This window comes from Vibrio japonicus, from assembly GCF_024582835.1.
Classification (GTDB): domain Bacteria; phylum Pseudomonadota; class Gammaproteobacteria; order Enterobacterales; family Vibrionaceae; genus Vibrio; species Vibrio japonicus.
Genome location: NZ_CP102096.1, coordinates 2273079 through 2298059, shown reverse-complemented (window position 1 = coordinate 2298059; position 24981 = coordinate 2273079). Strand labels below are relative to the sequence as shown.

Below are 24981 nucleotides of genomic sequence, written 5' to 3'. Positions count from 1 at the left end.
GTTAGTCGTCCTTGTGCTCGTTATTGAAGTGATTGAACTGGAAGACAATTGCGAGTAAATACCACGCGCCATGAGGAATCCATTGTTCGCCCCATCGCCAGTTTTGCAGCATGTCATCTTTATGCCCTGGAGGATTGAATGCGATGTCTTCTTCGTCTTCAAAGCCCGCAGTGATCCCATTGCAAATGCCACCTTTGGCGTTAAAGAAGCCTAGGTGTGGCAGGTAGTCTGGGTTGTTGTGTCCATGTCCATCTAGCATGCACATGTGGTACGGATTGAGCCCTAAAATCCAGTTAAGAGCGTTGTGCGAGAACGTCAGTAGTTGCGCTTTAATTTGCTCATCTTCGATATGAGGAAGAGCAAAGTGCGCCATGGAACTCAATGAACCCAGACGCGCGTTCTCACCTTGCCACCAGTAGCCAGTTTCATTGTCGTGAGCGACAAAGAATGCGTCCCTTTTCTCTGAGTTGACCGGTTTCACGTACTGGCGAGGGTAACCAAATGGATTGGCTTGGGCATGGGTTATCGACAGCTCAAAGGCCAGTGATTGATGCACAACCGCTTGCGTTTTTGCCAAGAGTTGCTTGTCTATTTCTATGTCGAGGTAGTTACACAGGGCGATAACAGGAAGGCCCGCTTCTGCTGCATGGAAGTATGGGCGAGAACCGTCTGAGTTTGCTGACCAGTAGTATTTGAATGCATCATCGCTCATTTGACGCTGTTGCAGTTTCTCTGCCCAATAGCGGCTTTCCGTCAGGTAATCGCTGTTTTGTGTAGTTTTATATAGCTCGACAGATGCCAGCAGCGCACAATACTCGTCAATAATGTTTGCTTCACCATCGTCAAGATACTGCAGGTTAAACTCGCGCAGATGCCAGTAACCTTTTTCTGCTGCGGATAAGTATTCGGCTTGGGTAAATTCACCACATTCAGTTTGGCGCGCAGCGGCTGCAAGTGCAGCAATGGCTGCGCCACCCCCTTGCCTGAATCCAGATTGATAATTAGCAGACTTGTGGCCGTCTTGAGTCGCGAAGACACAGATTTCGCGCTGGTTAATGTCTTTTGACCACTTATCAAAGACGGTCACATAGAAAAAGCCTTGTTCGTTTTGCATACGTACCAAAAAGTCGGCACCGTATAACGCTTCTTCAGCGAGTCGAACTTTGGTGTGTTGTGGTACTCGTTCGTTTGCAGCGGTGAGCTCCAAGCTCTTGAGCATGTTCCACACAACGATAGGTGTTTGTTGAGGGTTGAAATAGTTGGCATACGACAGGTGGCTGAGGTATTTACTCACATCGCCAGATGCATCGTACCAACCGCCGTGCACATCCACTTTGGTTTGCGTATCAAGTAGTGGCACAGTACGGTCTTGTTTATCAAACTTGCCGCCACAACGCTGAGATTTAAAATAGTGCAATATGTCAGACAAGGTGCGGTTTAACAGCAGGCCCGATTCAATTTCAAAGGTTTCTGAGTGTACGTTGTCGATACTCAGGTAGTAGCGACCTGGTACGGAATAGTGGGAGAAATCAATGCGAAAAAAATGCCCTTGGTGCCAATTGGCGACGTTCGTACCTGGTTCTATCTTCACGTCATCGACAATCTGTTGGCTGTCAGCGCACACCAGCTGTGCAGTGGAAGTGGTGAGGTGTGACTGTTTGGTCATCAGAATGGCCTGTTTGGGACCAAGGGTTTCGTAACCAATGTGGTTAGTAAGTAGCAGCATCAAAAACTCCGAAAACTGGGTATTCTTATGTCGGGATAAGCCAAGAGCGGGTGCTCTTGGCTTATTGGTTTTTAGTTCTCGTATAAGTAACAACGAACGAAGTGGTTATCAGACAGCTGGGTGACGGCTGGGAGCTGCTCACGGCATTTGTCAGTAACATGCTCACAGCGACCCGCGAACGGACATCCAAGCGATTCAGGTGTCCATAATGGAATATCACCTTTGTTTCCTTTCAGTTTTTCGTGAATGGATTTGCTAGGGTCCGGAACAGCTGAGACCAGTAACTGAGTATATGGGTGTTGAGGATCGTGAATGATCTCTTCGGTATCACCCCATTCCACCATGTGGCCGACGTACATCACGGCCAAGTCTTCCGCAATGTAACGTGCGGTTGCAATGTCGTGAGTGATGTAAAGTAGAGACATCTTCTTCTCAAACTTCATCTCTTCCATCAAGTTGAGAACACCTGCTCGGATAGAGACGTCTAGCATTGAGGTCGGCTCATCTGCCAATACCACCTCAGCACCAACTGCGATGTTTCTCGCTAGGTTGACACGTTGACGCTGACCACCGGATAACTGATGTGGAAACTTCTGAGCAGTCTCTTTCGGTGGGATCAGGCCGACTTGCTCTAGCAGGTCATATACGCGTTCTTCTAACTCTTTCTTGTTGCCCGGTGATACTTTCTTATGAATCAGTAGTGGACGAGCAATATGGTGGAAGATGTTATGCGTTGGATTTAAAGAACCAAACGGGTCTTGCCACACCATCTGAACACCTTCACGGTATGACATTAAGTCTTGGCGAGACGAGATGGTTTGAATATCTCTACCCTTGTACTCAATCATACCGTCGGTCGGTGCGTACATTTTCGCGATCATTTTCGCTGTGGTTGATTTGCCTGAACCCGATTCACCCACCACGGACAGGCCGCGACTTTTGTACATTTTGAATGACACGTCGTTAATCGCGCGCATCATTGGTTGGTTAAGGGCGTTACTGTTGATCGGGAAATCCTTAACAAGGTTTTTCCCTTCAATCAGTAGTTGGCCAAAATCTTTGCTCATAATTGTCTCCAGTAAACTTCTTATTCTTTTCTCACTAGATTGATAGAGTTTGCTCTATGCAATCGGATCACCGTATAGGTGACAATTGGAGAAACGATTTGGCTCTATTTTTTTTAGTTGCGTAGGAACTCGGGTACAGGCTTCATGCACGCGATCACAGCGAGCTTGGAAGCGACAACCTTGAGGAATATCCAGCAAGTTTAGTGGGTTACCTGGAATACCAGTCAACTTAGTTTTCGGGCCTGTTAATGGAGGGAAAGAGCTACCTAGTCCTTTGGTATAAGGATGGTAAGGACTTTCCAGAATCTGTTTTGACGGCGCAACTTCGATCAACTCACCGGAGTACATGATGCCAATGCGGTCTGAAAACTCGACCATCAAAGAGATGTCGTGGGTAATGAACAGAATCGAGAAGCCAAACTCTTCTTTCAGCGCGTAGATCTTTTGCAGAATCTCTCGCTGTACCACCACGTCTAGTGCGGTGGTTGGTTCATCCATGATGATCATCTTTGGATTCAGCGCGAGCGCGATAGCAATTACCAAGCGCTGACGCATGCCACCTGAAAACTGGTGAGGGTAATCGGTCAGACGGCTAGGGTGGATATCGACGATTTCCAATAGGCCTTCTGCACGCTTACGTGCTTGCTCGCGAGTCATATTCGTGTGACGCATGATTACGTCACAGAATTGATCTTCCATTGTCAATACTGGGTTCAGAGCATTCATGGCACTCTGAAACACCATTGACATTTCACTCCAACGGAACGCTTGCATACGTTCGTCGCTGTACTGAATGATGTCTTCACCGTTGAAGATGACTTCACCACCAGTGATGAATGCAGGCGGCTTATGTAGACGCATTAGAGAGAATGCGACAGTCGATTTACCACAGCCTGATTCACCAGCTAGGCCAAAGACTTCACCAGGTGCGATGTCAAAGCTCACGTTGTTACACGCGCGGACATCGCCAGCATCGGTAATGTAGTCAACGCAGAGGTTACGGATAGAAATGAGTGGTTCAGTCATGATTATTTTTCTCCGCTCCAAAGTGCATTTTGTGGTGCTAGTTCTGTTGGCTGACGTTCTTTTTTGTCTTGTTTCGCCAGTTTTTTCCAGCGCTTCATACCTTTGTGTGAACGTAGCTGAGGGTTGGCAATTTCATCGACGGCAAAGTTAAGTAGTGCAAGACCAGTTACTAGGATGGTTAAGGCGATACAAGGAGCCAGTACTTCCCACCAAGCGCCAACTAACATTGCTGATGAGGTTTGAACGTTGTACAGCATGATGCCCCAGCTGATCGTGCCTGGGTCACCTAGACCTAAGAACGAGATGATAGATTCCATACCAATCGCGTACATTACCGAACCAATGAAGCTCGCACCTACGATAGGGATAAGGTTTGGCAGAATTTCGACAAAGATGATGCGTAGTGAAGATTCACCCAACACTTCTGCCGCTTTAACAAACTCTTTCTCACGCAGCGCCAGAGTTTGAGATCGGATAACCCTTGCGCCCCAAGCCCAGGAGGTACAACCAATGATGATGGCAATTGTCAGTGGCCCTGCCTCACCAATAAAGGCTGCCAGTACAAACAGCAGTGGGTATTGTGGAATAACCAGCATGATGTTCATGGCTGCGGTCAGTGCATCGTCCACTCGGCCGCCAAAGTAACCCGCTGAGATACCGATAACGGTAGCAAGGAAACATACGGTGATACCTGCGCCAAAGCCGACACCAAGAGAGATTCGCGCGCCGTAGGCAAGCTGTGACCAGATGTCACGGCCCATGCGGCTAGTGCCTAAAACATGATCTGCTTTTTTCGATAGCAGCATGGTGCGTCGATCGTCCGCTAGGTTTGTTGCCACCCAGCCGTCTGGGTTGGCTTGAGCTGCTTTTACTACAATTCCTGGGTATTCGTGCGGATTACCCGTGCGCTTATCTGGTGCGTGTTTAGTGATAAGCGGCGCTGCAATAGCGATAAAGATAAATAGGGAGACAATCGCTAAACCAACGCGAGCGTATGCGTTACCTAGAATCAGTTTGAATAAGTCTTTCATAATTATTTCCCTCCCTTGCGAAGGCGAGGATCAAGTATAACGTACAGCATGTCGGCAATAAGGTTAAAAGACAGCATGAATAACGTCATGATGATCAATTGTCCTTGTAGAACTTGGTAGTCACGTGCATGAATCGCATTGAGTAATACCGTTCCAAGGCCTGGGTAGTTAAAGATGATTTCGATTATCAGCTGACCACCGATTGCCATACCAAGAGACATAGATAGGGCAGTTACACTTGGAAGCAAGGCGTTACGGGCAGCGTAGTTAAATACCACGCGGTTCTCGCTCAAACCCTTACCTTTCGCCATGGTGATGTAGTCTTCCGCTAGCAGGTTGATCATGTTGTTACGCATGTTCACCAAGAAGCCACCAATTTGAATCACCGATGCACAGAACAGAGGTAGGACGGCGTGATAAGCCACGTCTTTGTAGAATGCCCAGCTGGTCCAATCCGGCATAGTACCTGCTGTGTAGGCATAGCTGGTCGGGAACCACTTCAGTCCGATGGCAAATATGAACAGTGCCATCATTGCGATAACAACCTGAGGGACCGCTTGAATAATCAGCATGCCAGGAGTAATGAAAGCATCGTACTTACTGCCGCGTTTCCAAGCTGCGAAGATACCCAGTACAGAGCCTATAGAGAAAGATAGGACAACTGCGCTACCTGCTAGGAACAGAGACCAGCCAAATGCGCCGCCCAGTAGTTCGTTTACAGATAGGGGATAGAATTGAATTGAAATGCCTAGCTCCCAGCTAAGAATGTTTTTCATGTAGGCAATGTATTGAACGAATAAACCACCATCAACAAAGCCAAGTAGCTCTTTCATAGCAGCGATACGTTCCGGTGTTACCTGAACGGAAGCGTTAGCAAACATCATGGTCACCGGGTCACCCGGCATCGCACGAGGAATAATGAAGTTTAACGTCGCAGCAACTAATAACGCGACAAAGTAAAACGACAAACGTCTTAAAAAATAACCCATAACTCACACCTTACTTATCCAGATTTTCCCTGTTTCTGGTTTCAGGTCGCTCCTAGCGAAAATTTAGAGCGAATAATCCCCTGACGACTGGCGCCATACTTTAAATTTATATAGATAAAGCGTTGGGAGTATGCGGCGAGCCAAGAGCACGCCGCAAAGATAGAACGATTACTTAACTGGTTTTAGATCCAGTACATGTAGTAGACGCTCTGGGATACCCGCCCAAATGTTTGGACGACCTTTTGGATTCTCTTCGTTCCACCAACCAGTGAAGCGAGTCGTGTTGTACTGGTACATGTAAGCGCCAGACATAACAGGAATCGTTACTTGGTTAGAAGCAAGAATCTGCTGGATACCGTGAGCGATTTCTAGCTGTTCATTCTTGTCAGCAGTCTTGTAGAAGCTGTTTAGAAGTGAATCCACTTTTTCGTTCTTGTAGAAGTGCATTGCAAAGCGAGGCATACCATCACCAGATTGTAGCGCTGAGTTGTAGCCGCTGTTCCAGTAAGTATGTGGATCCGCACCGTGGAAGTAGTTTGTGTATGCTACGTCGTAGGAGCCCTCAAGCATTGCTTGGTTGTAAACAGAGAAGTCTGGCGTACGCGCTTTCGCTTTGATGCCGACTTCTGCTAGTTGTTCAACCGCTAGCTGTACTGTGTTGTTAAAGTCTGTCCAACCGTTTGGCGACTGAATCAGTAGTTCAAAAGACTTGCCAGATGGAGTGTCAACGAAGCCATCTTTGTTCACGTCTTTGAAGCCTGCTTTCTTAAGCAGTTCTTTTGCGCCTTCAACGTTGTAAGTGTTAAAACCTTTGTACTTCTTGTGCGTTTCTTCGTCAGACCAAGCTTCGAATGCGTAGCCAAGGCCAGATGCGAAGTCGTTCACTGTACCGCCACCGTAGAAAGCGATATCAATGATAGTTTGACGATCTAGTGCCATTGAGAATGCACGGCGGAAGTCGATGCTGTTTAGAGCTTCATTCTTCGCAGGATCAGTGTTCTTGTAGTTAACAACGAACGCTTGAGTGCCTGATGGCGGATACCAGTACTGGTGGTTAGGGCTTGCTGCTGCGTATGTACGATCGATATCTGGAATGAACGATGAAGTCCAATCCATTTCGCTGTTTACAACTTTACCTAGGAACTGGTCGTTGTTTGCGATTTGAGGAACACGTAGACAGTCGATGTCTAGGTTGTCAGCATCCCAGTAGTTAGGGTTTGCACACTGAACGTATAGTTGTGGTGTAAAGGTGGCGATTTCTGTGAAAGGACCAGAACCTACAGGGTTTTCGTTAGTAAACGTTGCTGGATCTTTCACATCTTTCCAGATGTGCTCTGGCACTACCGGTACCTTAGCAATTTCGTAAGGAACGTTAGAGTTCGCTTCTGTTAGCGTAAACTTAACTTGGTAGTCGTTCACTTTCTTAACGCCTGAAATCCAAGAGTTGATACCACTTTGGTCAAGTTCAGGTTTGTTCTTAACTAGGTTAAATGAGAAAACCACGTCATTCGCATCGAACGTTTGGCCATCAGACCATTTTATGCCTTTACGAATATCGAAAGTCACGCTCATTAGGTCATCAGACATCTTGAAATTTTCAGCAAGACGGAATACCGGAGTGTTACCATGCATCTCGTTGAAAATAACTAGTTGCTCGTAGATGAAGTCTGTTGTTGTGTGCAGGTTAGTTGCACCTAAGAACGGGTTAAAGTTACGAACAAATGTTGTGAACTCTTTTGGGTGAACCGTTAGTTCGCTGCGTTCAGCTGCGGTCGCGACTGAAGCAAAACCAGTAGTTGCAGTTGCAATAATGGCTGTTGCTAGTGCTGTTTTTTTTATGTTGGCAAGCATAGCTGTTCCTTACTATTTGCTTTCATTTCACTTATGGAATTGAATGTCATCAATTGATAAACACTCGCTAAGGCCTACCTCTAAATTTGAGATTCAATCTGGAGGAGAGTGACTCTCGGTGAGTGGCCTGTAAGCCTTAGGCAAGGTAAGAAAACACCCTCTCGTTATTTTTCGCAATCGTAATTCTCGTCAAAAACGTAAAATATACCCTTAGTTCCGTTAATAACGTCAATACTACCTGTTTTGAATGAAAAATACGCAATAATAAGCTGGCGATCTGGTTCACAAAACAACCTAGGTTCAAGGTTGGTTGTTAGTATTTGCTAACCTTTTGTCTTTTGCTGTGTATAGCATTTCCCCTGATTGTTTTTTTGTGGGATCTAAATCACCCACAAAAGGAAGTGTTATTTTTTGTGACTAAATAAAATCTGCCGTATTGTTGTGATAGCCCTCGCAATATAAGTTGTTTTTACGTTTTACAGATATGATTGAGTGATTTTTTAGGGAGAATTCTTGTGTAACTCTTAAATGAAAACGATTGCCACTCTCTTGTTTTATGAAGCGTAATAAGGTTGCTTGATGAGTTGTTTACCAAGGCAGATGAAAGAAAAGGTTTAGGCGTAAGGGAAGGGTTTTTCGCTAGAGTGATGTTTACGAAAGTGGGGAAGCTCACCAAAGCACGAAAAAAACAAAAGGCCAAACCATACATATGGTTTGGCCTTTTGTTCTACCTAACATTGAGTGCTGCTAGCTAGTTAATAGATGCTGTAATTTATTACGCAGTGTTTCTATGTGAGCACGTTCGGGGCTTTGCTCGTTGCAGTGCTCTAGAATGTACTCTAACGAGTTTAAGACCGTACGCCAACGTGGTGACTTCGGTAATGTTTCTACGCGTAAATATTTGTCTAATGTGCGAGTCTGCAAGGTGCTTCTATCAAGGTATACTCGCCACAAGCCACTCTGTTCGGCAAATGCAAACTTGGATTGACCAGTGACACTTTCCCAATAATCTAAAGCGCTGGTCATGGCATCAACGAGGATGTCTCTCATGATATCTTGTTTGGACTTGCTGTCGGACGACACTTTGTCAGCCAGACGCGTAAACTCTCCGCCAAGTTCTTTGAGTTCCTGAAGCTTGTCTTTATCTCCATTAAAGGCGTAACTAGAGAGGGCATCTACTGCTGCCTCTAGATTCTTTATCCTTCCAGCATTGATTGTGCCACCTACGTTGAAGATGTACATGGAGTTGAAGTCAGAGCCTTCAGGTAACTTCAGTACATCGGCAGATAGGCTCTGGCGAACATCTTCTACGTAGACGTCAATGGCTCCACAGTAGTGTTCTTGTGTGACGTGTAAAAACTTAGGAGCAATGAGTTCATCTGCCGCAGAGCGTTTCAATTGCTCTTTAGTGCGCTTAAATAGCTTGGATGCGGCCTCATTGGCGAATTTAATTTTGTTGTCTTCACGAACACAAATGATCGCTTCTGGAGAGGCTTCTAGCTGTTCTAAAAGTCGACCTTGAGTTTCTAGCAATCTGGATTCGATAAGAGCTCTTTGTTTAAGTTCAAGGTGTAATTCTTGGTTTTCTATGCGGCGGAGCTCTGCCTGACTTGCTGTTAAATGCGCTTTGATGCGCGCACTCAGCTCTTGTTTGTTGAATGGTTTGGATAAGTAATCATTTGCCCCGGCTTCAAAACCTCGAATCCTGTCATTGGCTTGGTTGAGTGCTGTGAGCATTATGATAGGTAATTGAGCGTGATCATACGTTTGTCGCAACGTCTCACAGACTTCATATCCGCTTGTCCCAGGCATCATAATGTCGAGCAACACAAGTTCAGGCTTCTGCTCTGCAATACTTTCCAGAGCTTCTCTGGCGTCTACAGCTGCGTGTACCCGATACCCTTCTAACCGTAAAAAGCTGTTTAGTATTCTTAGGTTTACCGGCTCATCATCGACCACAAGCAGTAAAGGCCCGTTTGGGTTTTCTGGTAAGTTTGTCGTATCAGTGGTTTCAATGGCACTATTGTCAGGCGCTTGAAAATGAGGCATTTCACGAACGCAGGCATTCTGGACTTGCTCGTCACTCGCTATCGGCAAAGTAAAACTAAATGTAGTACCGACCATAGGCTGGCTACTGACATAAAGTGAACCTTTCATTAATTCAATAAGTTGACGGCTAATAGATAGGCCAAGTCCAGCTCCTTGTCTGTATCGATTGGCGTCGCTCCCTGCCTGAATTAATGGTTCAAAAATGTGATCAAGCTGATCCGCAGGTATTCCCTGACCGGTATCCACGACTTGAACACGAATATGGTTGTCTACTTCAGTTGCGGAGATAACAATTTTCCCTTCACTAGTGTACTTAATCGCGTTACCAATTAAGTTGTAGAGTACTTGTTCGACACGTTGTGGATCGGCACTGACCCATACCGATTGATCTGATATTTGATTGATAATTCTAAGAGGTTTACTGCCAACCAAATGAGCGGACAACTCTAAAACGAGTCGTGTCGAACTAGACAGGTCTACCGCGCTCGTTTCAATATCCAAATTGCCATATCTCATCTTGTGATAGTCAAGCAAGTCGTCCACTAATGTTGCTAATCGTTGCCCGCTGTTGATGATAATGTCGAGTTGATATTTATGATCTGAAGTAATAGGACCATTTGCGCCGGAGACTAACGCCTCAGCAATACCTATCATCCCGTGCAGTGGTGTGCGAAGTTCATGAGATGTCGTCGCGAGAAACTCATCTTTGAGTTTGTTTGCTAACTGTAAATCATCATTTTGTTTTTTAATCAGTTTTAAGTTTTTTTCTAACTCTTCATTTTGCTGCTTGATCAGTTGCATCTTATCGCGGATCGAGCGTTGCATTCTTTCAAAACTCACAGCGAGACGACCAATTTCATCTTTTCGATCGGTGTTGTTCATGGCGGCATCTAAGTCACCGGCAGACACCTTTTCTGCTGCCCATGTCAGCTTGAGTAGTGGAGCGGTTACGAAATTGGACAAATAGTGAGAGGCCATAATAACCAGCACGATAGCGACGAACATGGCCACGACAAAAATCTTTTCAAGTTGATGGACACGTGCAAATGCTAATTTCTCTGGCATTTCTACAACGAGTGCCCAGTCAATTCCTTTTACCGAAACTAGGCTGTAAGCGGCGATGATCTCTTCTTTATCTGAATTGGTGTAGTTGCCAAAATCAGTGAGCCCACTCAGAGCCAAATCAACGACTTCTTTGCTGCGTTCAATATCTTCTTTCTGATAGGCGAGAGTTATTGGGTGATAGTCACTGCCGACAAGCAATGTTTTTGTAGAAGCTACATTATGGGTGTCTGATATAAGTTTAGTAATGCCATTGTTAGGTAGGCGGAACATGGCGTAGCTGTGTAAATAACCTTGTTGAATGATTGGTGCACCTAGCCACGCAACAGACTTACCTTGCTCAAGATGGAAATCTGACATGACAACTGGCGTGAAATCTTCGTTGGTTTTTCTTTTCTCAGATACTAAATCGCGCAGCTTCTTAAAGGTTCTACCTAAGTTTTCATCAGTGTACTGACCATTAAGCAGGTTCGTTCCATAATCACCGTTTTTATAGATGGAATAGGTTACATTACCTTCGCGGTCGACTAATAAGATATCGTCAAAATCCGAACGTTTGAGTAGCTCAAGATAGGCCCAGTGGTAGCGCTTGTGCAACAGCCGATAGCGCTCTGTACCGTTATAAATGCTTGATTGAGGAAGAACGGACGTTTTTATTTGATCGCCAGAACCCTGAATGTATCGCTTTTGCGCATACTCTCGGGCTTCATCCATATTCAGCCCTAAGCTCCTAAATGCATTGACTAATCCATAGAAACGCCCACCACTTGCATAAGCCAGTTCAGAGCGAACAAAGCCCATGACTTCTGATTCTTTCGCATTTAGGTAGTCGGTAATCTGTTGCTGTTTACTATCTCTTACCGAAATCAAGTGCGAAGTACTCTGTTCCTGTAGGTCAGTGGTGTGAGACTGAAGAAAAAAGATCGCCGTAATCGTCAATGGCGTGATACTCAAGACGAGAAATGCCAACATTAGCGTGTTCTGGAGGCGTTTAAATCTTTGCTTTCGATACAACTTAAACATGATCTGACTAGACTTTCCGTAAGAATGAAGCTCTGAAATTGACGGGGTCACTAGCACGTAGAGTGCCAGTGTTCAGAACGAAGTAAAAAACGTTAATTACTGAAATGACAAAATTAACGAGTTTTTTTACTATGACAAGTAAGTAGCGAGTAAAGCGTGCAGAGAGACGCAAATTTACTCAAACTTTGGAGGTAAAAAACCAGTTATTGAGAATAACTGGGTGAGCGGGTTATTTTTTTGCGTGGTAAATAGCGAATTTATTCGTCTTATTTAATGTCTCGCAATTACCAAATGATTTTTCAATAATTGGCTGATATTTCAAGAAGCTATTCGCAACGATGAGTAGTTCACCTCGTGGCTTTTGGTAGTTAGGTGCCAACTCTAAAAGCGTTTCTGTTGCATTGTAACTGGTGTCTAATCCTGAGTGGAAGGGAGGATTACTAATGATAAATTGGTAATCGTCACTAGTGTCTGAATAAACGTCGGACGCAAACACATTGCCTTTCAGGTTATTTGCTTCAAGAGTTTTTTTACTCGATTCGATTGCCAAAGCACTGATATCACACATCTCAAGCTCAATACTTGGATTTAGCATCGCCATGACGGAGCCAATCACACCAGCACCACATCCAAAGTCGAGTACTTTTCCTGACAATGGTGGAAGAGTATCCAATAACAACTCACTACCCGTATCAAACTGCCCATGGCTAAACACGCCCGGTAAGCTCTTTATCGTTAGACTGCAATCTTTATAGTTGACGGCGTAGCTCTTAAACCATTGATTCATATCGAAAGATTGAGGTGGGTTCTGGCATTGCCCCCAATAAAAAGAGCATCGACGAGCTGAATCAAATTTCGTGATAGGGCCGTAAGGTTTGAACATTTTTTCGATGCTCTTAACGCCCGAACGATTCTCACCAACAACAACAATCTCTGTGTCTGCACCAAGTTTTGCCATTAGCATAGCAAGTAAATATTCGGCTTCTGCTTTTGCTTTTGGCCAGTAGAGCAATACCATGTCAGCTTGTGTATCTTCAGTGAACTCTGCCCCAAAAACAGACTTAACCTGTTGATAAGGTTGTAACTGGCGATAGTAGCCATAGTTGGTGGTAAAAACTGTCACCGACGCGCAATGTTTGACTAGTTCGACGGGAAACAGATCTTCAGACTCACCCGCAACAAGAACGTGCTTTCCTTCAAAGTAAGCAAGTTGCCTTTCAGCGATTTGGCTTGGTGCAATATAAGCAGACATAGTGGACTCTAGCAGATAAAAAGACGGGGGATTTTCTCATAATCCCCCGCATTCTTGAAGTTATTCGACGTTAGTTCTGATCCTGTCTATCTAGAAAGTCTTGAAACTCTTCTTCATAAATTTTAAACAGCACCATGGTGATTGCAAAGATGAGTGGCCCGTAGATCAAACCAATGAGACCAAATAGGTGTAAGCCTCCAAGAAGTGAGAAGAAAATCATTAAGGTATTCATTCCAGCACTGCCTTGCATCAGGAGTGGGCGAAGTAAATTGTCGATGGAGCCGACTACGATAATACTCCAAATCAGCAAAAATATAGCCCACGTATTGTCACCCGTTAGGAAAAGGTAGATGACAGCTGGAATCCAGATAAGCGCCGTACCGACAACGGGAATGAACGAGGCAAATCCCATCATGGTTCCCCAGAAAAGCCCTGGGAAGCCAGCTAGCCACATTCCGATACCACCAGCAAAACCTTGTGCTATCGCGGTTAAAAATGACCCCATTACCGCCGATTTTGATACCTGTTCGATCTCATCCAGCAGTTTGTCCTCTTGGCTGCGTGAAAGAGGAAGGATATGGCGAATCGCGCTGATTATTTTGTCGTGATCTCTTAATAGGAAGAACAAAACAAACAACATTAAAAAGAAGTCCATTAGGAAGGTTGTCGCATCACCTAGCACCTTGGCACTGATTCCAACCAAGTTAGAGCCGAATGAAGTCGCAAAGCTAGCGATCTTTTGTGCGATTTCTTGCGGATTGACGGAATCAAAAGGCAAATAAGTATTGATGAGGGAGAGGCCTTTTACCACCCAAGGGTGTTCGAATAGCGTTTGGATACCACCGCTGGTCACCCATTGATAAACATTTTGCGAAAATGCAGAACCTTGCTGGACAATTGCCGCAAATACAAACAGCAGTGGCACAACGATGATAAAAGTGAGAATAATACACGAGAGCAGGGAGGTTAGGTTCTTATGACTAGGCAATCGTTGCTCTATCTGTTCATGAACGGGAAACATCAGTAGAGATATGATAAATGCCATTACAATGGAGTTGATATAGGGTTCGACTAATAGAAAACAGGCGAATCCAGCAGCAAGTAAAGCGGCTATCAGTACCCAGTGATTTGAAGTGATTTTGACTTTATCTGACACGTGTTTGTCCAGTTTTTCGACGTTGTAATAGTATAATGGCGCTAAAATACTGAGTCTTCAACGCAAAAAATCTAATGTTATCAAAGAAGAGTTAAAATGATGGGGTGTTGTAATAATGAGAAAGGCTGTCGCAGTGCAGGCAGGCCCAAACGCTCAGTGCCTTGGGTTGGGTTGATACTGCTCTTGGTCGCCTTGTTGGTCGTGATTAACTGGCAATAGTGTGTAAAGAAAACTAAAAGGCTGCGATTGCAGCCTTTTTCGTGATGAGGGTTAAGCTTCGTTTGCCAACATTGCAAAACAACGATCGGCAGCTTCCAGAGTCGCTTCAATTTCTTTGCTACCGTGAGCAAGAGAGGTAAAGCTCGCTTCGAATGCCGAAGGTGCTAGGTAAACACCGTGGTCCAGCATTAAATGGAAGAAACGCTTAAAGCGTCCGATATCGCACTTAGCGACGTCTTCATAACAAGTCACGCGCTCTTGATCGGTAAAGAAGAAGCCAAACATACCGCCAACTTGGTTTACAACCAGTGGAATGCCGTGGCGATCTGCAAGATCTTTGAAACCGTCCGCGAGCTGCTTAGTTGTTGCTGCTAGACGTTTCTCGTTTCCTTCTTCTTTCAATACGTTAAGACATGCGTAGCCAGCTGCCATTGCTACAGGATTACCAGAAAGTGTGCCTGCTTGGTAAACAGGGCCTGTTGGTGCAATGTACTGCATGACATCTTTACGACCACCAAATGCGCCTACTGGCATACCACCGCCGATCACTTTACCTAGAGTCGTAAGATCGGGTTTGATGTTGTAGTACCCTTGAGCGCCGCCAAGAGCGACACGGAATCCAGTCATCACTTCATCGAAAATAAGTAGAGCGCCTTCTTCGTCACAGATTTGACGTAGGCCTTCATGGAAACCTTCCACTGGTGGAATGCAGTTCATGTTACCCGCAACAGGCTCAACGATGATACAGGCGATCTCACCTTTGTTGGCTGCGAACAATTCGCGAACGGAGTCTAAATCGTTGAATGTTGCGGTTAATGTGTATTTTGCGAAATCTGCCGGAACACCAGGAGAGCTTGGCTGACCTAGTGTTAGCGCGCCTGAACCCGCTTTAACCAACAAGCTGTCCGCATGTCCATGGTAGCAGCCTTCAAACTTCATGATCTTATCGCGACCAGTGAAACCGCGAGCCAGGCGAATCGCACTCATGGTTGCTTCTGTACCAGAGCTCACCATACGGACTTGCTCCATTGATGGAACAAGCTCAGAAACCAGCTCAGCCATTGTGATTTCAGTTTCAGTTGGCGCACCGAAGCTTAGGCCACGTTGTGCTGCGCTGATCACGGCTTCACGGATAACCGCATGGTTGTGACCAAGGATCATTGGTCCCCAAGAGCCAACGTAATCAATGTACGCTTTACCATCAGCATCGAAAATTAACGGGCCGTCTGCACGTTCAATAAATACAGGTGCGCCACCAACACCGTTGAAAGCACGTACTGGAGAGTTAACCCCACCAGGAATGGTTTTTTGTGCTTTCTCATAAAGTTCTGCTGATTTGGTCATTGATATATCCTCTTTTGATTGCTCGGACCAATTTGGCACGCATTGTACCTGCCCAGTCCATCACAATAAAACGCTTTACCCCACATTCTGAACAGTTTTCCACGCGATCATTGATGATTTTATAAAAATATGGCGCGAAAGATGGTGAATACTTGAACGCTTCACTCAGGTATTAGATAATCCCCATTATTATATAAAGATGATTGGTCCATCGCTGCTGATAGCGGTTGGATTTACACGACTGAGAGAGGTCATCGTGAGCGAAGTAAATATCCCATTAACATTCTCGGATGCTGCTGCACAGCGTGTAGGCGCTTTAATTGCTGAAGAAGAAAACCCGAATCTAAAACTGCGTGTTTATATCACAGGTGGCGGTTGTAGCGGTTTCCAATACGGTTTTACGTTTGATGAGAACGTAAACGAGGGAGACACAACGATTGAAAACAGTGGTGTGACACTGGTTGTTGATCCAATGAGCCTACAGTACTTAGTAGGTGGCCAAGTCGATTACACTGAAGGCCTAGAAGGTTCACGCTTCTTTGTGAGCAACCCAAATGCCACGACAACCTGTGGTTGCGGTGCGTCGTTCAGCGTGTAATCTCGACTAAGTGACTATCAAGGTTGCAGTTTTGTTGCCTTGATGGTTGCCGACTCATTCCAGAAAACCCATTCCAGAAACTGAGATCTAACCTAAATTCCTCCGCACTCCATTTCCAATTCTACTGGTTAATTTATATCCTGAGCTTACCTGCCTAGTGTGCACTGATGATAAGCAAAGGATTGTTATGGCTAACTTTTCCATTACGCGTTTTCTCTCCGCTCGTCCCTACATCGTTTCACTGTTTATCATTTGTCTATTGTCGCTTTGGCTGGGCTTGGGCATGCTTAAAGCGGATGACTCTCCACCAAAACACGATGTTGAAAAAGCACCACTGGCTAAAGTGGTTTATTCCTCGTTTACTGCCAGCAACACCTTTAAATCTATAGAACTTTATGGTCGAACAGCACCTGATAAGCAAGCTAACTTGGGGGCTGAGATCGCTGGAAAAATTATTCAGGTTAGTGTCGAAAAAGGGCAGATTGTAAAGCAAGGGCAGGTCGTTGCTCTGATTGATAAAGGCGATCTGGAGATCCAACTTGAACGTGCTCGCGCAATATTAAAAGTTAGAGAACAAGAATATAAAGCCGTGCAATCTTTGAAAAACAAAGGGTTGCAAGGGGAGGTGGCGTTTACGAACGCTCAAGCCTCTCTTGTGGAAGCAAAAGCAATGGTGACGAGTGCCCGCGTCGCTTTGCGAAATACGTCCGTCACCGCACCATTTACCGGTATCGTGGATTACTTGTATGTTGAAAGAGGCGATTTTGTTGGTGTCGGCGATCCAGTGGCGAAACTGATCGACCTGTCGAATCTGGTCATTGAAGCGGATGTAAGCGAAAGGCATATCAGGGAGCTGTCTCTTCACCAATCTGCAAACATTAAATTTATCTCAGGCGAAATAGTGGAAGGAAACGTTGATTACATCTCACGTATTTCTTCGCCTGTAACGAACACATTTCCAATAGAAATTATTTTCCCTAACCCTGAGCAATCTATTCCTGCGGGTATGAGTGCTGAAGTCACTCTTAACTTAAATGAGCTGTCTGCAATAAAGTTAACCCCTGCAATGTTGGCGTTGGATGAATCTGGAAATTTAGGCGTAAAAACCTTAGTAGAGAACAAAGTGAAGTTTGTTCCCATCCAATTGGTAAAAGCGGAAAAAGACGGTGTTTGGTTAACGGGGTTAGGCGATACCGTTGATGTCATCACTATAGGGCAAGGCTTCGTTCGAGACGGAGACGAAGTTATCGCAGTGAGAGAAGATAAGTAGGGAGGCGCCACATGTTTGCTTTGATTGATGCGGCGCTGTCTCGCACTCGGACTATGATCGTTTTGCTTCTCTTTATTTTGGTGTCGGGTGTGTTTACCTACATAACGATTCCGAAAGAGTCGAGTCCAGATATTACTATTCCTATCATTTATGTCTCAGTGAGTCACCAAGGTATTTCCCCGCAAGATGCTGAGCGTTTGTTAGTTCGGCCAATAGAACAAGAGCTTCGTTCTATTGAAGGTGTTGAGGAAATGACATCAACGGCGTCAGAGGGACATGCTTCGGTCATGCTAGAGTTCAGTGTTGGCGTTGACCTAAATAAAGCTATGGCAGACGTTCGGGAAGGCGTGGATCTTGCAAAACCAAAACTGCCAACGGACAGTGATGAGCCTATCGTGAATGAAGTGACTTTAGCATCCGAAGAGCCTGCACTCTCTGTCGTTTTGTATGGCACAGTACCAGAACGGACTATCGTGCAAATTGCTCGGCAGCTCAGAGATAAGTTGGAAAGTTTTAAGCAGATATTAGAAGTCGATATTGCTGGGGACAGGGAAGATACGGTTGAGATTATCGTTGATCCTTTGTTGATGGAAAGCTACGGATTGGATCAGGTCGATATTTATAATCTGATCGCCATGAATAATCGAGTGGTGGCGGCTGGATTCGTTGATACAGGGTATGGGAGATTCTCAGTAAAAGTTCCCTCGGTGTTTGAGTCTTTACAAGATGTGCTAGAGCTTCCCGTCAAAACGGATGGCAAAAAAGTTATCACAGTTGGCGACGTTGCAACGGTAAGACGCGCCTTTCGAGATGCAGAAAGCTATGCGCGTTTGGATGGTGATTCAGCTATTGTTCTGGATGTGAAAAAGCGTGCGGGTGAGAACAGCATCGAAAGTGTCGCTCTTATTAAAGCGGTGCTCACTGAAGCTCAGCAGAGACAAGATTGGCCAAATAATCTATTGGTTGAATACACTTGGGATCAGTCAAAAGATGTAAAAATGATGCTCAACGATCTGCAAAACAATATTCTGTCGGCCATCATTCTTGTTGTCATTGTTATTATTGCTATCTTAGGTGTCCGTACCGCACTCCTTGTTGGTATATCAATACCAGGGTCATTTTTAACAGGTTTGTTAGTACTCGCTCTCTTTGGCTTAACCGTTAATATTGTTGTGTTGTTTTCGCTTATTATGGCCGTTGGTATGCTTGTCGATGGCGCAATAGTGGTGACTGAATTCGCTGATAGGCGGATGCAAGAAGGAGTACCTCGACGTCAGGCTTACCGAGATGCCGCAACTCGAATGGCTTGGCCTATTACAGCTTCTACCGCGACAACGTTGGCGGCTTTCGCTCCATTACTTTTTTGGCCGGATGTCACTGGCGAATTCATGAAGTATTTGCCGCTGACATTGATAGCGACACTCGCCGCCTCATTAATGATGGCCCTGCTGTTTGTGCCTGTATTAGGTGGGCTAATAGGCAAGCCTCAAACCGTTGTTCATTCTCAGCGTGAACGGATGCTAGCCCTACATGAGGGTGACTACGAAAAAGCGACCGGGATTACAAAGTTATACTTTCTTACCCTTGATATCGCTCTCAAACATCCTTTAAAAATTTTAATGAGTGCCATTCTTCTCGCTTTTGCCGTGGGTTTTACCTATGTGAAGGCGGGGTTAGGCGTTGAGTTTTTCCCAGAAGTAGACCCTCCGTTTTTTCAAGTCAAAGTTCGATCCTATGGTGACCTCTCGATTGATGAAAAAGATCTCATTATGAGAGACATTGAATCCATCATGTTAGGCCATGATGAGTTTGAAAGTGTCTATACGAAAACGGGTGGGGACGATGAAATCGGTGTGATTCAGATTACCCCCGTAGATTGGCAATATCGACGTAAAGTAAAAGACATCATCGAAGAACTTAAGTCGCAAACGGATCAGTATGCAGGGGTAGAAATTGAATATAAGTTTCCAGATGCAGGCCCTCCAGTTGATCATGACTTGGTTATCGAAATGTCTTCCCGAAAACTCGAAGATCTCGATGAAGCGGCAAAGATGGTTAGGCTATGGGCCGATTCATACCCTGCCTTTACCAATATCAGTGATAGTTCCAGTAAAGAAGGCATCGACTGGAAAATTGACATTCGACGTGAGGATGCTGGGCGTTATCTTGCAGACACTACACTGGTTGGCAACACGGTGCAGTTTGTGACGAATGGCTTGAAGTTAGGCGATTATTTGCCCGATGACGCGACCGAAGAAGTCGATATATTGGTCCGTTATCCTGAAGAAAAACGCGATATTGGTCGCTTTGAGCAACTGAAAGTCAAAACACCAGCAGGAATGATCCCTGTGACAAATTTTTCAAGTATTGAACCAGAGCCTAAGCAAGATACGATACGTAGAATTGATGGTCATAGGATAGTGAGCGTTTACGCCGATATTAAAGATGGATACAACTTAGCCTTAGAGCTGCCTAAAATCGATGAGGAGTTACGTGAACTGCCTCTCCCTGTGAGCGCAGAATTCAAACTTCGAGGGCAGAATGAAGAGCAAGAAAATTCCTCAGCTTTTTTACAAAACGCATTTATCGTTGCGTTGGTCTTTATGGCGTTGATTCTGATTACTCAATTTAACAGCTTCTATCAGGCTTTTCTGATCCTTAGCGCTGTGTTGTTTTCGACCGTTGGTGTATTCGCAGGATTGCTTATTTTCCACAAGCCATTTGGCGTGATCATGTCTGGTATTGGCGTGATAGCGTTGGCTGGAATTGTGGTCAATAACAATATTGTACTGATCGATACGTATAACCACCTACGGAAGCGGGGATTAGACAAGCGCGATGCTATCTTAAGAACAGGTGTCCAACGTTTAAGACCTGTACTTCTAACGACAGTAACAACGATTTTAGGCCTCTTGCCGATGGTTTTAGAAATGAATATTGATCTTATTAATCAGTCCATTGAATTTGGAGCGCCAAGTACTCAATGGTGGTCTCAGCTTGCGACGGCGGTTGCTGGTGGGTTAGCGTTTGCCACGGTGTTAACATTGGTGCTCACTCCCTGCTTACTCATGCTAGGAAGAGAGCACAAACTTGAAGAATCCACAGACAAAGTGATTGAAAGTCAGCCATAAAAAATGCCCCGCGATGAATACGCGGGGCATTTGCTATTTGAAGTCAATACACCTTAATCTGTTGCGAGAAGCTTACTGTATCTCTCAAGGTTTTTAAGCCTGATTTCAGCGTTGGCCATAAAGGTCGCTTTGTCTTTCCCGGTCAATGATTTAGATTGTGGAAGCTGCACTGTTCTAGGGTTTTTATGTACACCATTTACTAAGAACTCATAGTGTAAGTGTGGCCCTGTCACTCGCCCCGTTCCCCCTAAAGTACCGATGGTTTGCCCTTGCTTGACTCGCTGTCCGGTTTTCACCATACGTTTCGTTAGGTGCAAATATTTGGTGATATAGGTATTACTATGTTTGATAAAGACATAGTGACCGTTAAATTGGTTGTAACTCGATTTTTGAACAATGCCGTCCCCAGCTGCCCAAATAGGAGTCCCTACTGGAGCTGCGTAGTCAGTGCCTCGGTGTGCTCTTACTTTACCTGTAACGGGATGTCGGCGAGTCGGGTTAAAGTTGGAACTGACACGACGAAAGTCCAGAGGTGACCGCAAAAACGCTTTTTTCATCGCTCTGCCATTCTCATCGTAATAATTTCCCGTGTGATCATCAAAGATGGCTTTGAAGGTCTCGCCTTGGTTGGTAAATATGGCTGCGATGATTTTTCCTCGACCGATAACTTCGCCTTCAACTACCTTCTCTTGATAAAGAATTTCGAACGCATCGTTGTTACGAATATCGAGTGCAAAGTCTATATCCCAACCAAAAATACCTGCCAATTCCATAATTTGGTTGGCAGTGAGCCCGGCTCCAACACCTGCGTTCCAGAAGTTAGACGTGATCGTATTACGTGCATAGTTGTATTGGTAAGACACTTCTTTCTTATCAATACTCGACGTAAACCCATCTTCTGATTTGGTAATTAAAACGGTTTCGTAGGCACTTAACTTTCGCTTGATTTGCAATAAGTTATTGTCGGCATCGAAACCAAACTGGAAGCTGTCTCCCGGGCGTACTTTGGTCAACTGATCTGCAATCTCATTACTTGTTGAGGTGAGTTGATAAAGTAATCGTGATGAGAGGCCAGCACGTTGAAACAGTAAAGCCATACTATCGCCAGAGCCAATAGTATGGGTTTCCCAACGCAGCACAGAAAGTGGTGGCAGGGATTCTTGAAGAGACAACGCTTCGTAGTTGATATCAAGGGGGTAAATTTTACCCACTTGGTAGACACGCTCTTCCTGACGTAAATCTTGTGGTGCGGGAAGAAATAGTGCAATCACCATTAAGGCACTAAAAAAGGCAATAAGGGCTCGGTGAATCCATGGTAGTCGAGCGAAAAGCGACAACATCGTATGTCCGTTTTAAAAAATTCGTTAAAAATGCTTAGCCGTTTAGTCTAACTGGTTTCAAAAAGCATCGCTATTCAAGTAAGATGTCAAACTATCAAATTTTTGCCAAATCTGTGGGAGTGAACAAGAATGGCGAGCATTGAAGCTGCATTAGCCGAGATTAAGCGCGGTGTTGAAGAGCTTATTCCAGAAGAAGAACTGATTGAAAAGCTAAAAGAGGGACGTCCTCTACGCATCAAACTGGGTGCCGATCCTACAGCACCAGATATTCACCTTGGTCACACAGTTATTTTCAATAAGCTTCGCTTGTTCCAAGAACTAGGCCATGACGTTACTTTTTTGATTGGTGATTTTACAGCGATGGTTGGTGACCCAACGGGTAAAAATACTACTCGTCCACCGCTAAGCCGTGAAGACGTACTGCGTAACGCTGAGACGTACAAAGAGCAGGTGTTCAAGATTCTTGATCCTGCAAAGACGAAGATTCAGTTTAACTCTGAGTGGTTGTCTGAGCTTGGCGCGGAAGGCATGATTCGACTTGCCGCTAACCAGACGGTTGCACGAATGCTAGAACGTGACGACTTCAAAAAGCGTTATACTGGCGGTCAACCTATTGCTATCCATGAATTCATGTACCCGTTATTGCAGGGTTGGGACTCAGTAGCAATGGAAACGGATGTAGAGCTAGGCGGTACAGACCAAAAGTTCAACCTTCTTATGGGACGTGAACTTCAAAAGTCGAACGGTCAAAAACCTCAGGTCGTCTTGATGATGCCTCTTCTTGTTGGCCTTGATGGCGAGAAGAAGATGTCTAAATCAGCAAACAACTACATCGGTATTAGTGAAGCGCCAAGCGAAATGTTTGGTAAGATCATGTCTATCTCGGATGATCTTATGTGGAGCTACTACGAGCTGTTGTCTTTCCGTCCACTTGAAGAAATCGCACGATTCAAAGCGGATGTAAAAGAGGGCAAAAACCCACGTGATATTAAAGTGCTGCTAGCGAAAGAAATCATTGCTCGTTTCCACAGCGAAGCGGATGCAGAGGCAGCAGAGCAAGAGTTCGTGAACCGCTTTGCTAAGAATCAAATCCCTGATGAAATGCCAGAGTTTGATTTTGACGCAGGTCTGCCTGTGAGCAACATTCTTAAAGAGGCGGGTCTATGTTCATCGACATCTGAAGCGATGCGCATGGTTAAGCAAGGCGCGGCTAAGATTGAAGGTGAAAAAGTCGAAGACGCGAAATTTGCACCAGAGGTAGGCACTTACGTATTCCAAGTTGGTAAACGTAAATTTGCACGTATCACAGTTAAGTAACAAAAAATTGCTTAAAGACGTTAAAAAGCGCCCGAGGGCGCTTTTTTGTTGTCTGAGCTTTGAGCTTGTTGTGTGAAATTACTGACCTAAATGTTTCTGAGAAGCCGCTTGGCTGAACTTCACTACATCATTGTAAAAGAGCGTTTCAAATTTCGTAATGGGTGCCACGGTGGGTTTTTCACCTGCTTTTCTTTTCGGTGGGAAGTAATCGGTAACAAACTGGACAAATACTGAATTAGGTTTACCTGAAGCGTCTAGTCCATAGCCAGCCATATTATAGCTACCGTATAATGAACCACTTTTTCCGATGATCGTGCCTACTACCGGCTCTTTTCGCATACTTTGACGATACTTTAATGTCCCACTCTCTCCAGCAACGGGCAGTAGCGCGATTAAATTGAGCTTGTCATCATTGCGCCAGATATAGTGAAGAATGTCGGCCATCGCTTTGCTGCTAAATCGGTTGTTACGTGATAGACCGGAACCGTCCACAAGCGGAAGAGCTTCTAAATTAATTCCAGTATGAGCAAAGATGATTTGTTTGATGGCTGCAGTGCCGTTATTAAAACTGCCTGGCTGGTGAAAAAAGGTTCTACCGAGTGTTTTTGCTAGGTTGTCTGCAATAAGATTGTCGGACCGTTTTAGCATGTCTTCCAGCAACACATTAAGAGGCTCGGAGTGATGACTGGCGAGCAATTTAGTGTTGCCATGAGACGGAGAGCCAATTCTGATCTTGCCTTGCAGTTTAATTCCCAACTGACGTAACACGCTATGAACCATACGCTGTGTGTATAGTTCGGGGTCTTGAACGGCAAATTTTAGCGGCAGTGGCTTTTTACGTTCGACCAAGCATCCGTTAAGTTGATAATGATTATCTGGAGAGGAGATCAGTTCTAAGCCACATTGACTGCTTTCTTGTTCAGATTTTGTCACGCTCTTTACCTGAGTGGAAGCGTAAATCGGGAAGTGTTCAGGTACGTAAACGCGTGTCTTCCCTTCTTTCTGGGTATAAATAGAGGCATGAACACAGTTTCCATCTAAAGTGATCGCTGTTGAAGGGGCACTATAGCAGACCCCAAGTATGTCCCAGGGCCAGCCAATCGCTCGGTTATAACCAGTAAATGTCGAATTATCTAACCAAATATCACCATTGATTTTATTGAGACCTTTATCTCGAGCACTGGACAGCATTTTCTTAAGGTCATTCGTGCTCAGGGTTGGATCGCCAGAAAATCGAATCACCCAGTTTTTACCAGACTGTTCTAGTCGGGTCTCAAAGCTAAAATCTGGGCTTAGCTCTAATTTCGCAGCGAGAGCGGTGACGACCTTTAATGTACTTGCAGGCGGAAAGTATTGATCGTTATTTTGAGTGGAAAGTAGGGTCTTACTGTCGAGGTTTTCAACCAATAAACTGGCACGATTCCCTTCTGGCAACGCATTAAGAGGTGCGTACGCCCAAGAAAACGCAGAGTAAAAAAGAAGGCAGATAAACGAGAGAATATGTGTCAGTTGCATAGTGATGAGTATGAT

At 45.0% G+C, this 24981-nt stretch carries 16 protein-coding genes; 4 read left to right on the top strand and 12 right to left on the bottom strand.

Annotated elements, in window-relative coordinates; translation table 11 throughout:
* Position 1: 1 nt before the first annotated feature.
* The 10 genes from NP165_RS10770 to hemL all read right to left on the bottom strand — a co-directional run bounded on the left by NP165_RS10770 (position 2) and on the right by hemL (position 15795).
* Complete coding sequence (locus tag NP165_RS10770) at positions 2–1726, bottom strand: glycoside hydrolase family 9 protein (protein WP_257083963.1); 1725 nt, start codon at positions 1724–1726, stop codon at positions 2–4.
* A 71-nt stretch (positions 1727–1797) separates the two neighbouring features.
* Entirely contained in the window at positions 1798–2793 is a 996-nt protein-coding gene (locus NP165_RS10765) for an ABC transporter ATP-binding protein (protein WP_257083962.1), read from the bottom strand.
* A gap of 54 nt (positions 2794–2847) precedes the next feature.
* On the bottom strand, positions 2848–3819 hold the full coding sequence (locus tag NP165_RS10760; protein ID WP_257083961.1) for an ABC transporter ATP-binding protein: 972 nt from the start codon (positions 3817–3819) through the stop codon (positions 2848–2850).
* Between the two features lie 2 nt (positions 3820–3821).
* Entirely contained in the window at positions 3822–4850 is a 1029-nt protein-coding gene (locus NP165_RS10755; protein ID WP_257083960.1) for an ABC transporter permease, read from the bottom strand.
* Positions 4851–4852: 2 nt separating this feature from the next.
* Entirely contained in the window at positions 4853–5839 is a 987-nt protein-coding gene (locus NP165_RS10750) for an ABC transporter permease (protein ID WP_257083959.1), read from the bottom strand.
* A gap of 168 nt (positions 5840–6007) precedes the next feature.
* Positions 6008–7690, bottom strand: coding sequence for an ABC transporter substrate-binding protein (locus tag NP165_RS10745; protein ID WP_257083958.1), 1683 nt, complete (start codon positions 7688–7690; stop codon positions 6008–6010).
* A 747-nt stretch (positions 7691–8437) separates the two neighbouring features.
* Positions 8438–11824, bottom strand: coding sequence for a response regulator (locus NP165_RS10740; RefSeq protein ID WP_257083957.1), 3387 nt, complete (start codon positions 11822–11824; stop codon positions 8438–8440).
* A 229-nt stretch (positions 11825–12053) separates the two neighbouring features.
* On the bottom strand, positions 12054–13076 hold the full coding sequence (gene rsmC / locus NP165_RS10735; RefSeq protein WP_257083956.1) for a 16S rRNA (guanine(1207)-N(2))-methyltransferase RsmC: 1023 nt from the start codon (positions 13074–13076) through the stop codon (positions 12054–12056).
* A gap of 70 nt (positions 13077–13146) precedes the next feature.
* Entirely contained in the window at positions 13147–14232 is a 1086-nt protein-coding gene (locus NP165_RS10730) for an AI-2E family transporter (RefSeq protein WP_257083955.1), read from the bottom strand.
* Positions 14233–14502: 270 nt separating this feature from the next.
* Positions 14503–15795: a glutamate-1-semialdehyde 2,1-aminomutase gene (hemL, locus tag NP165_RS10725; protein ID WP_257083954.1), complete on the bottom strand. Its 1293-nt coding sequence runs from the start codon at positions 15793–15795 to the stop codon at positions 14503–14505.
* A gap of 256 nt (positions 15796–16051) precedes the next feature.
* Here hemL and erpA point away from each other — a divergent pair, with 256 nt between their 5' ends.
* The 3 genes from erpA to NP165_RS10710 all read left to right on the top strand — a co-directional run bounded on the left by erpA (position 16052) and on the right by NP165_RS10710 (position 20794).
* Positions 16052–16393, top strand: coding sequence for an iron-sulfur cluster insertion protein ErpA (erpA, locus tag NP165_RS10720; protein WP_257083953.1), 342 nt, complete (start codon positions 16052–16054; stop codon positions 16391–16393).
* A 187-nt stretch (positions 16394–16580) separates the two neighbouring features.
* The gene (locus tag NP165_RS10715) at positions 16581–17663 is read left to right on the top strand and encodes an efflux RND transporter periplasmic adaptor subunit (protein WP_257083952.1); all 1083 of its coding nucleotides are present in this window, start codon (positions 16581–16583) and stop codon (positions 17661–17663) included.
* Positions 17664–17674: 11 nt separating this feature from the next.
* Positions 17675–20794, top strand: coding sequence for an efflux RND transporter permease subunit (locus NP165_RS10710; RefSeq protein WP_257083951.1), 3120 nt, complete (start codon positions 17675–17677; stop codon positions 20792–20794).
* Between the two features lie 53 nt (positions 20795–20847).
* Here NP165_RS10710 and shyC read toward each other — a convergent pair whose 3' ends face one another.
* Entirely contained in the window at positions 20848–22134 is a 1287-nt protein-coding gene (gene shyC / locus NP165_RS10705; RefSeq protein WP_257083950.1) for a peptidoglycan DD-endopeptidase ShyC, read from the bottom strand.
* Between the two features lie 129 nt (positions 22135–22263).
* Between shyC and tyrS the strand changes: the two genes are divergently transcribed.
* The gene (tyrS, locus tag NP165_RS10700; protein WP_257083949.1) at positions 22264–23451 is read left to right on the top strand and encodes a tyrosine--tRNA ligase; all 1188 of its coding nucleotides are present in this window, start codon (positions 22264–22266) and stop codon (positions 23449–23451) included.
* A 78-nt stretch (positions 23452–23529) separates the two neighbouring features.
* Here tyrS and dacB read toward each other — a convergent pair whose 3' ends face one another.
* Entirely contained in the window at positions 23530–24966 is a 1437-nt protein-coding gene (gene dacB / locus NP165_RS10695; protein ID WP_257083948.1) for a serine-type D-Ala-D-Ala carboxypeptidase, read from the bottom strand.
* Between the last annotated feature and the right edge of the window lie 15 nt (positions 24967–24981).

Bases quoted from the DNA above. Each gene is read 5' to 3' on its own strand.
- NP165_RS10770 (WP_257083963.1), bottom strand. From the start codon at position 1,726: ATGCTGCTACTTACTAACCACATTGGTTACGAAACCCTTGGTCCCAAA.
- NP165_RS10765 (WP_257083962.1), bottom strand. From the start codon at position 2,793: ATGAGCAAAGATTTTGGCCAACTACTGATTGAAGGGAAAAACCTTGTT.
- NP165_RS10760 (WP_257083961.1), bottom strand. From the start codon at position 3,819: ATGACTGAACCACTCATTTCTATCCGTAACCTCTGCGTTGACTACATT.
- NP165_RS10755 (WP_257083960.1), bottom strand. From the start codon at position 4,850: ATGAAAGACTTATTCAAACTGATTCTAGGTAACGCATACGCTCGCGTT.
- NP165_RS10750 (WP_257083959.1), bottom strand. From the start codon at position 5,839: ATGGGTTATTTTTTAAGACGTTTGTCGTTTTACTTTGTCGCGTTATTA.
- NP165_RS10745 (WP_257083958.1), bottom strand. From the start codon at position 7,690: ATGCTTGCCAACATAAAAAAAACAGCACTAGCAACAGCCATTATTGCA.
- NP165_RS10740 (WP_257083957.1), bottom strand. From the start codon at position 11,824: ATGTTTAAGTTGTATCGAAAGCAAAGATTTAAACGCCTCCAGAACACG.
- rsmC (WP_257083956.1), bottom strand. From the start codon at position 13,076: ATGTCTGCTTATATTGCACCAAGCCAAATCGCTGAAAGGCAACTTGCT.
- hemL (WP_257083954.1), bottom strand. From the start codon at position 15,795: ATGACCAAATCAGCAGAACTTTATGAGAAAGCACAAAAAACCATTCCT.
- NP165_RS10715 (WP_257083952.1), top strand. From the start codon at position 16,581: ATGGCTAACTTTTCCATTACGCGTTTTCTCTCCGCTCGTCCCTACATC.
- NP165_RS10710 (WP_257083951.1), top strand. From the start codon at position 17,675: ATGTTTGCTTTGATTGATGCGGCGCTGTCTCGCACTCGGACTATGATC.
- shyC (WP_257083950.1), bottom strand. From the start codon at position 22,134: ATGTTGTCGCTTTTCGCTCGACTACCATGGATTCACCGAGCCCTTATT.
- tyrS (WP_257083949.1), top strand. From the start codon at position 22,264: ATGGCGAGCATTGAAGCTGCATTAGCCGAGATTAAGCGCGGTGTTGAA.
- dacB (WP_257083948.1), bottom strand. From the start codon at position 24,966: ATGCAACTGACACATATTCTCTCGTTTATCTGCCTTCTTTTTTACTCT.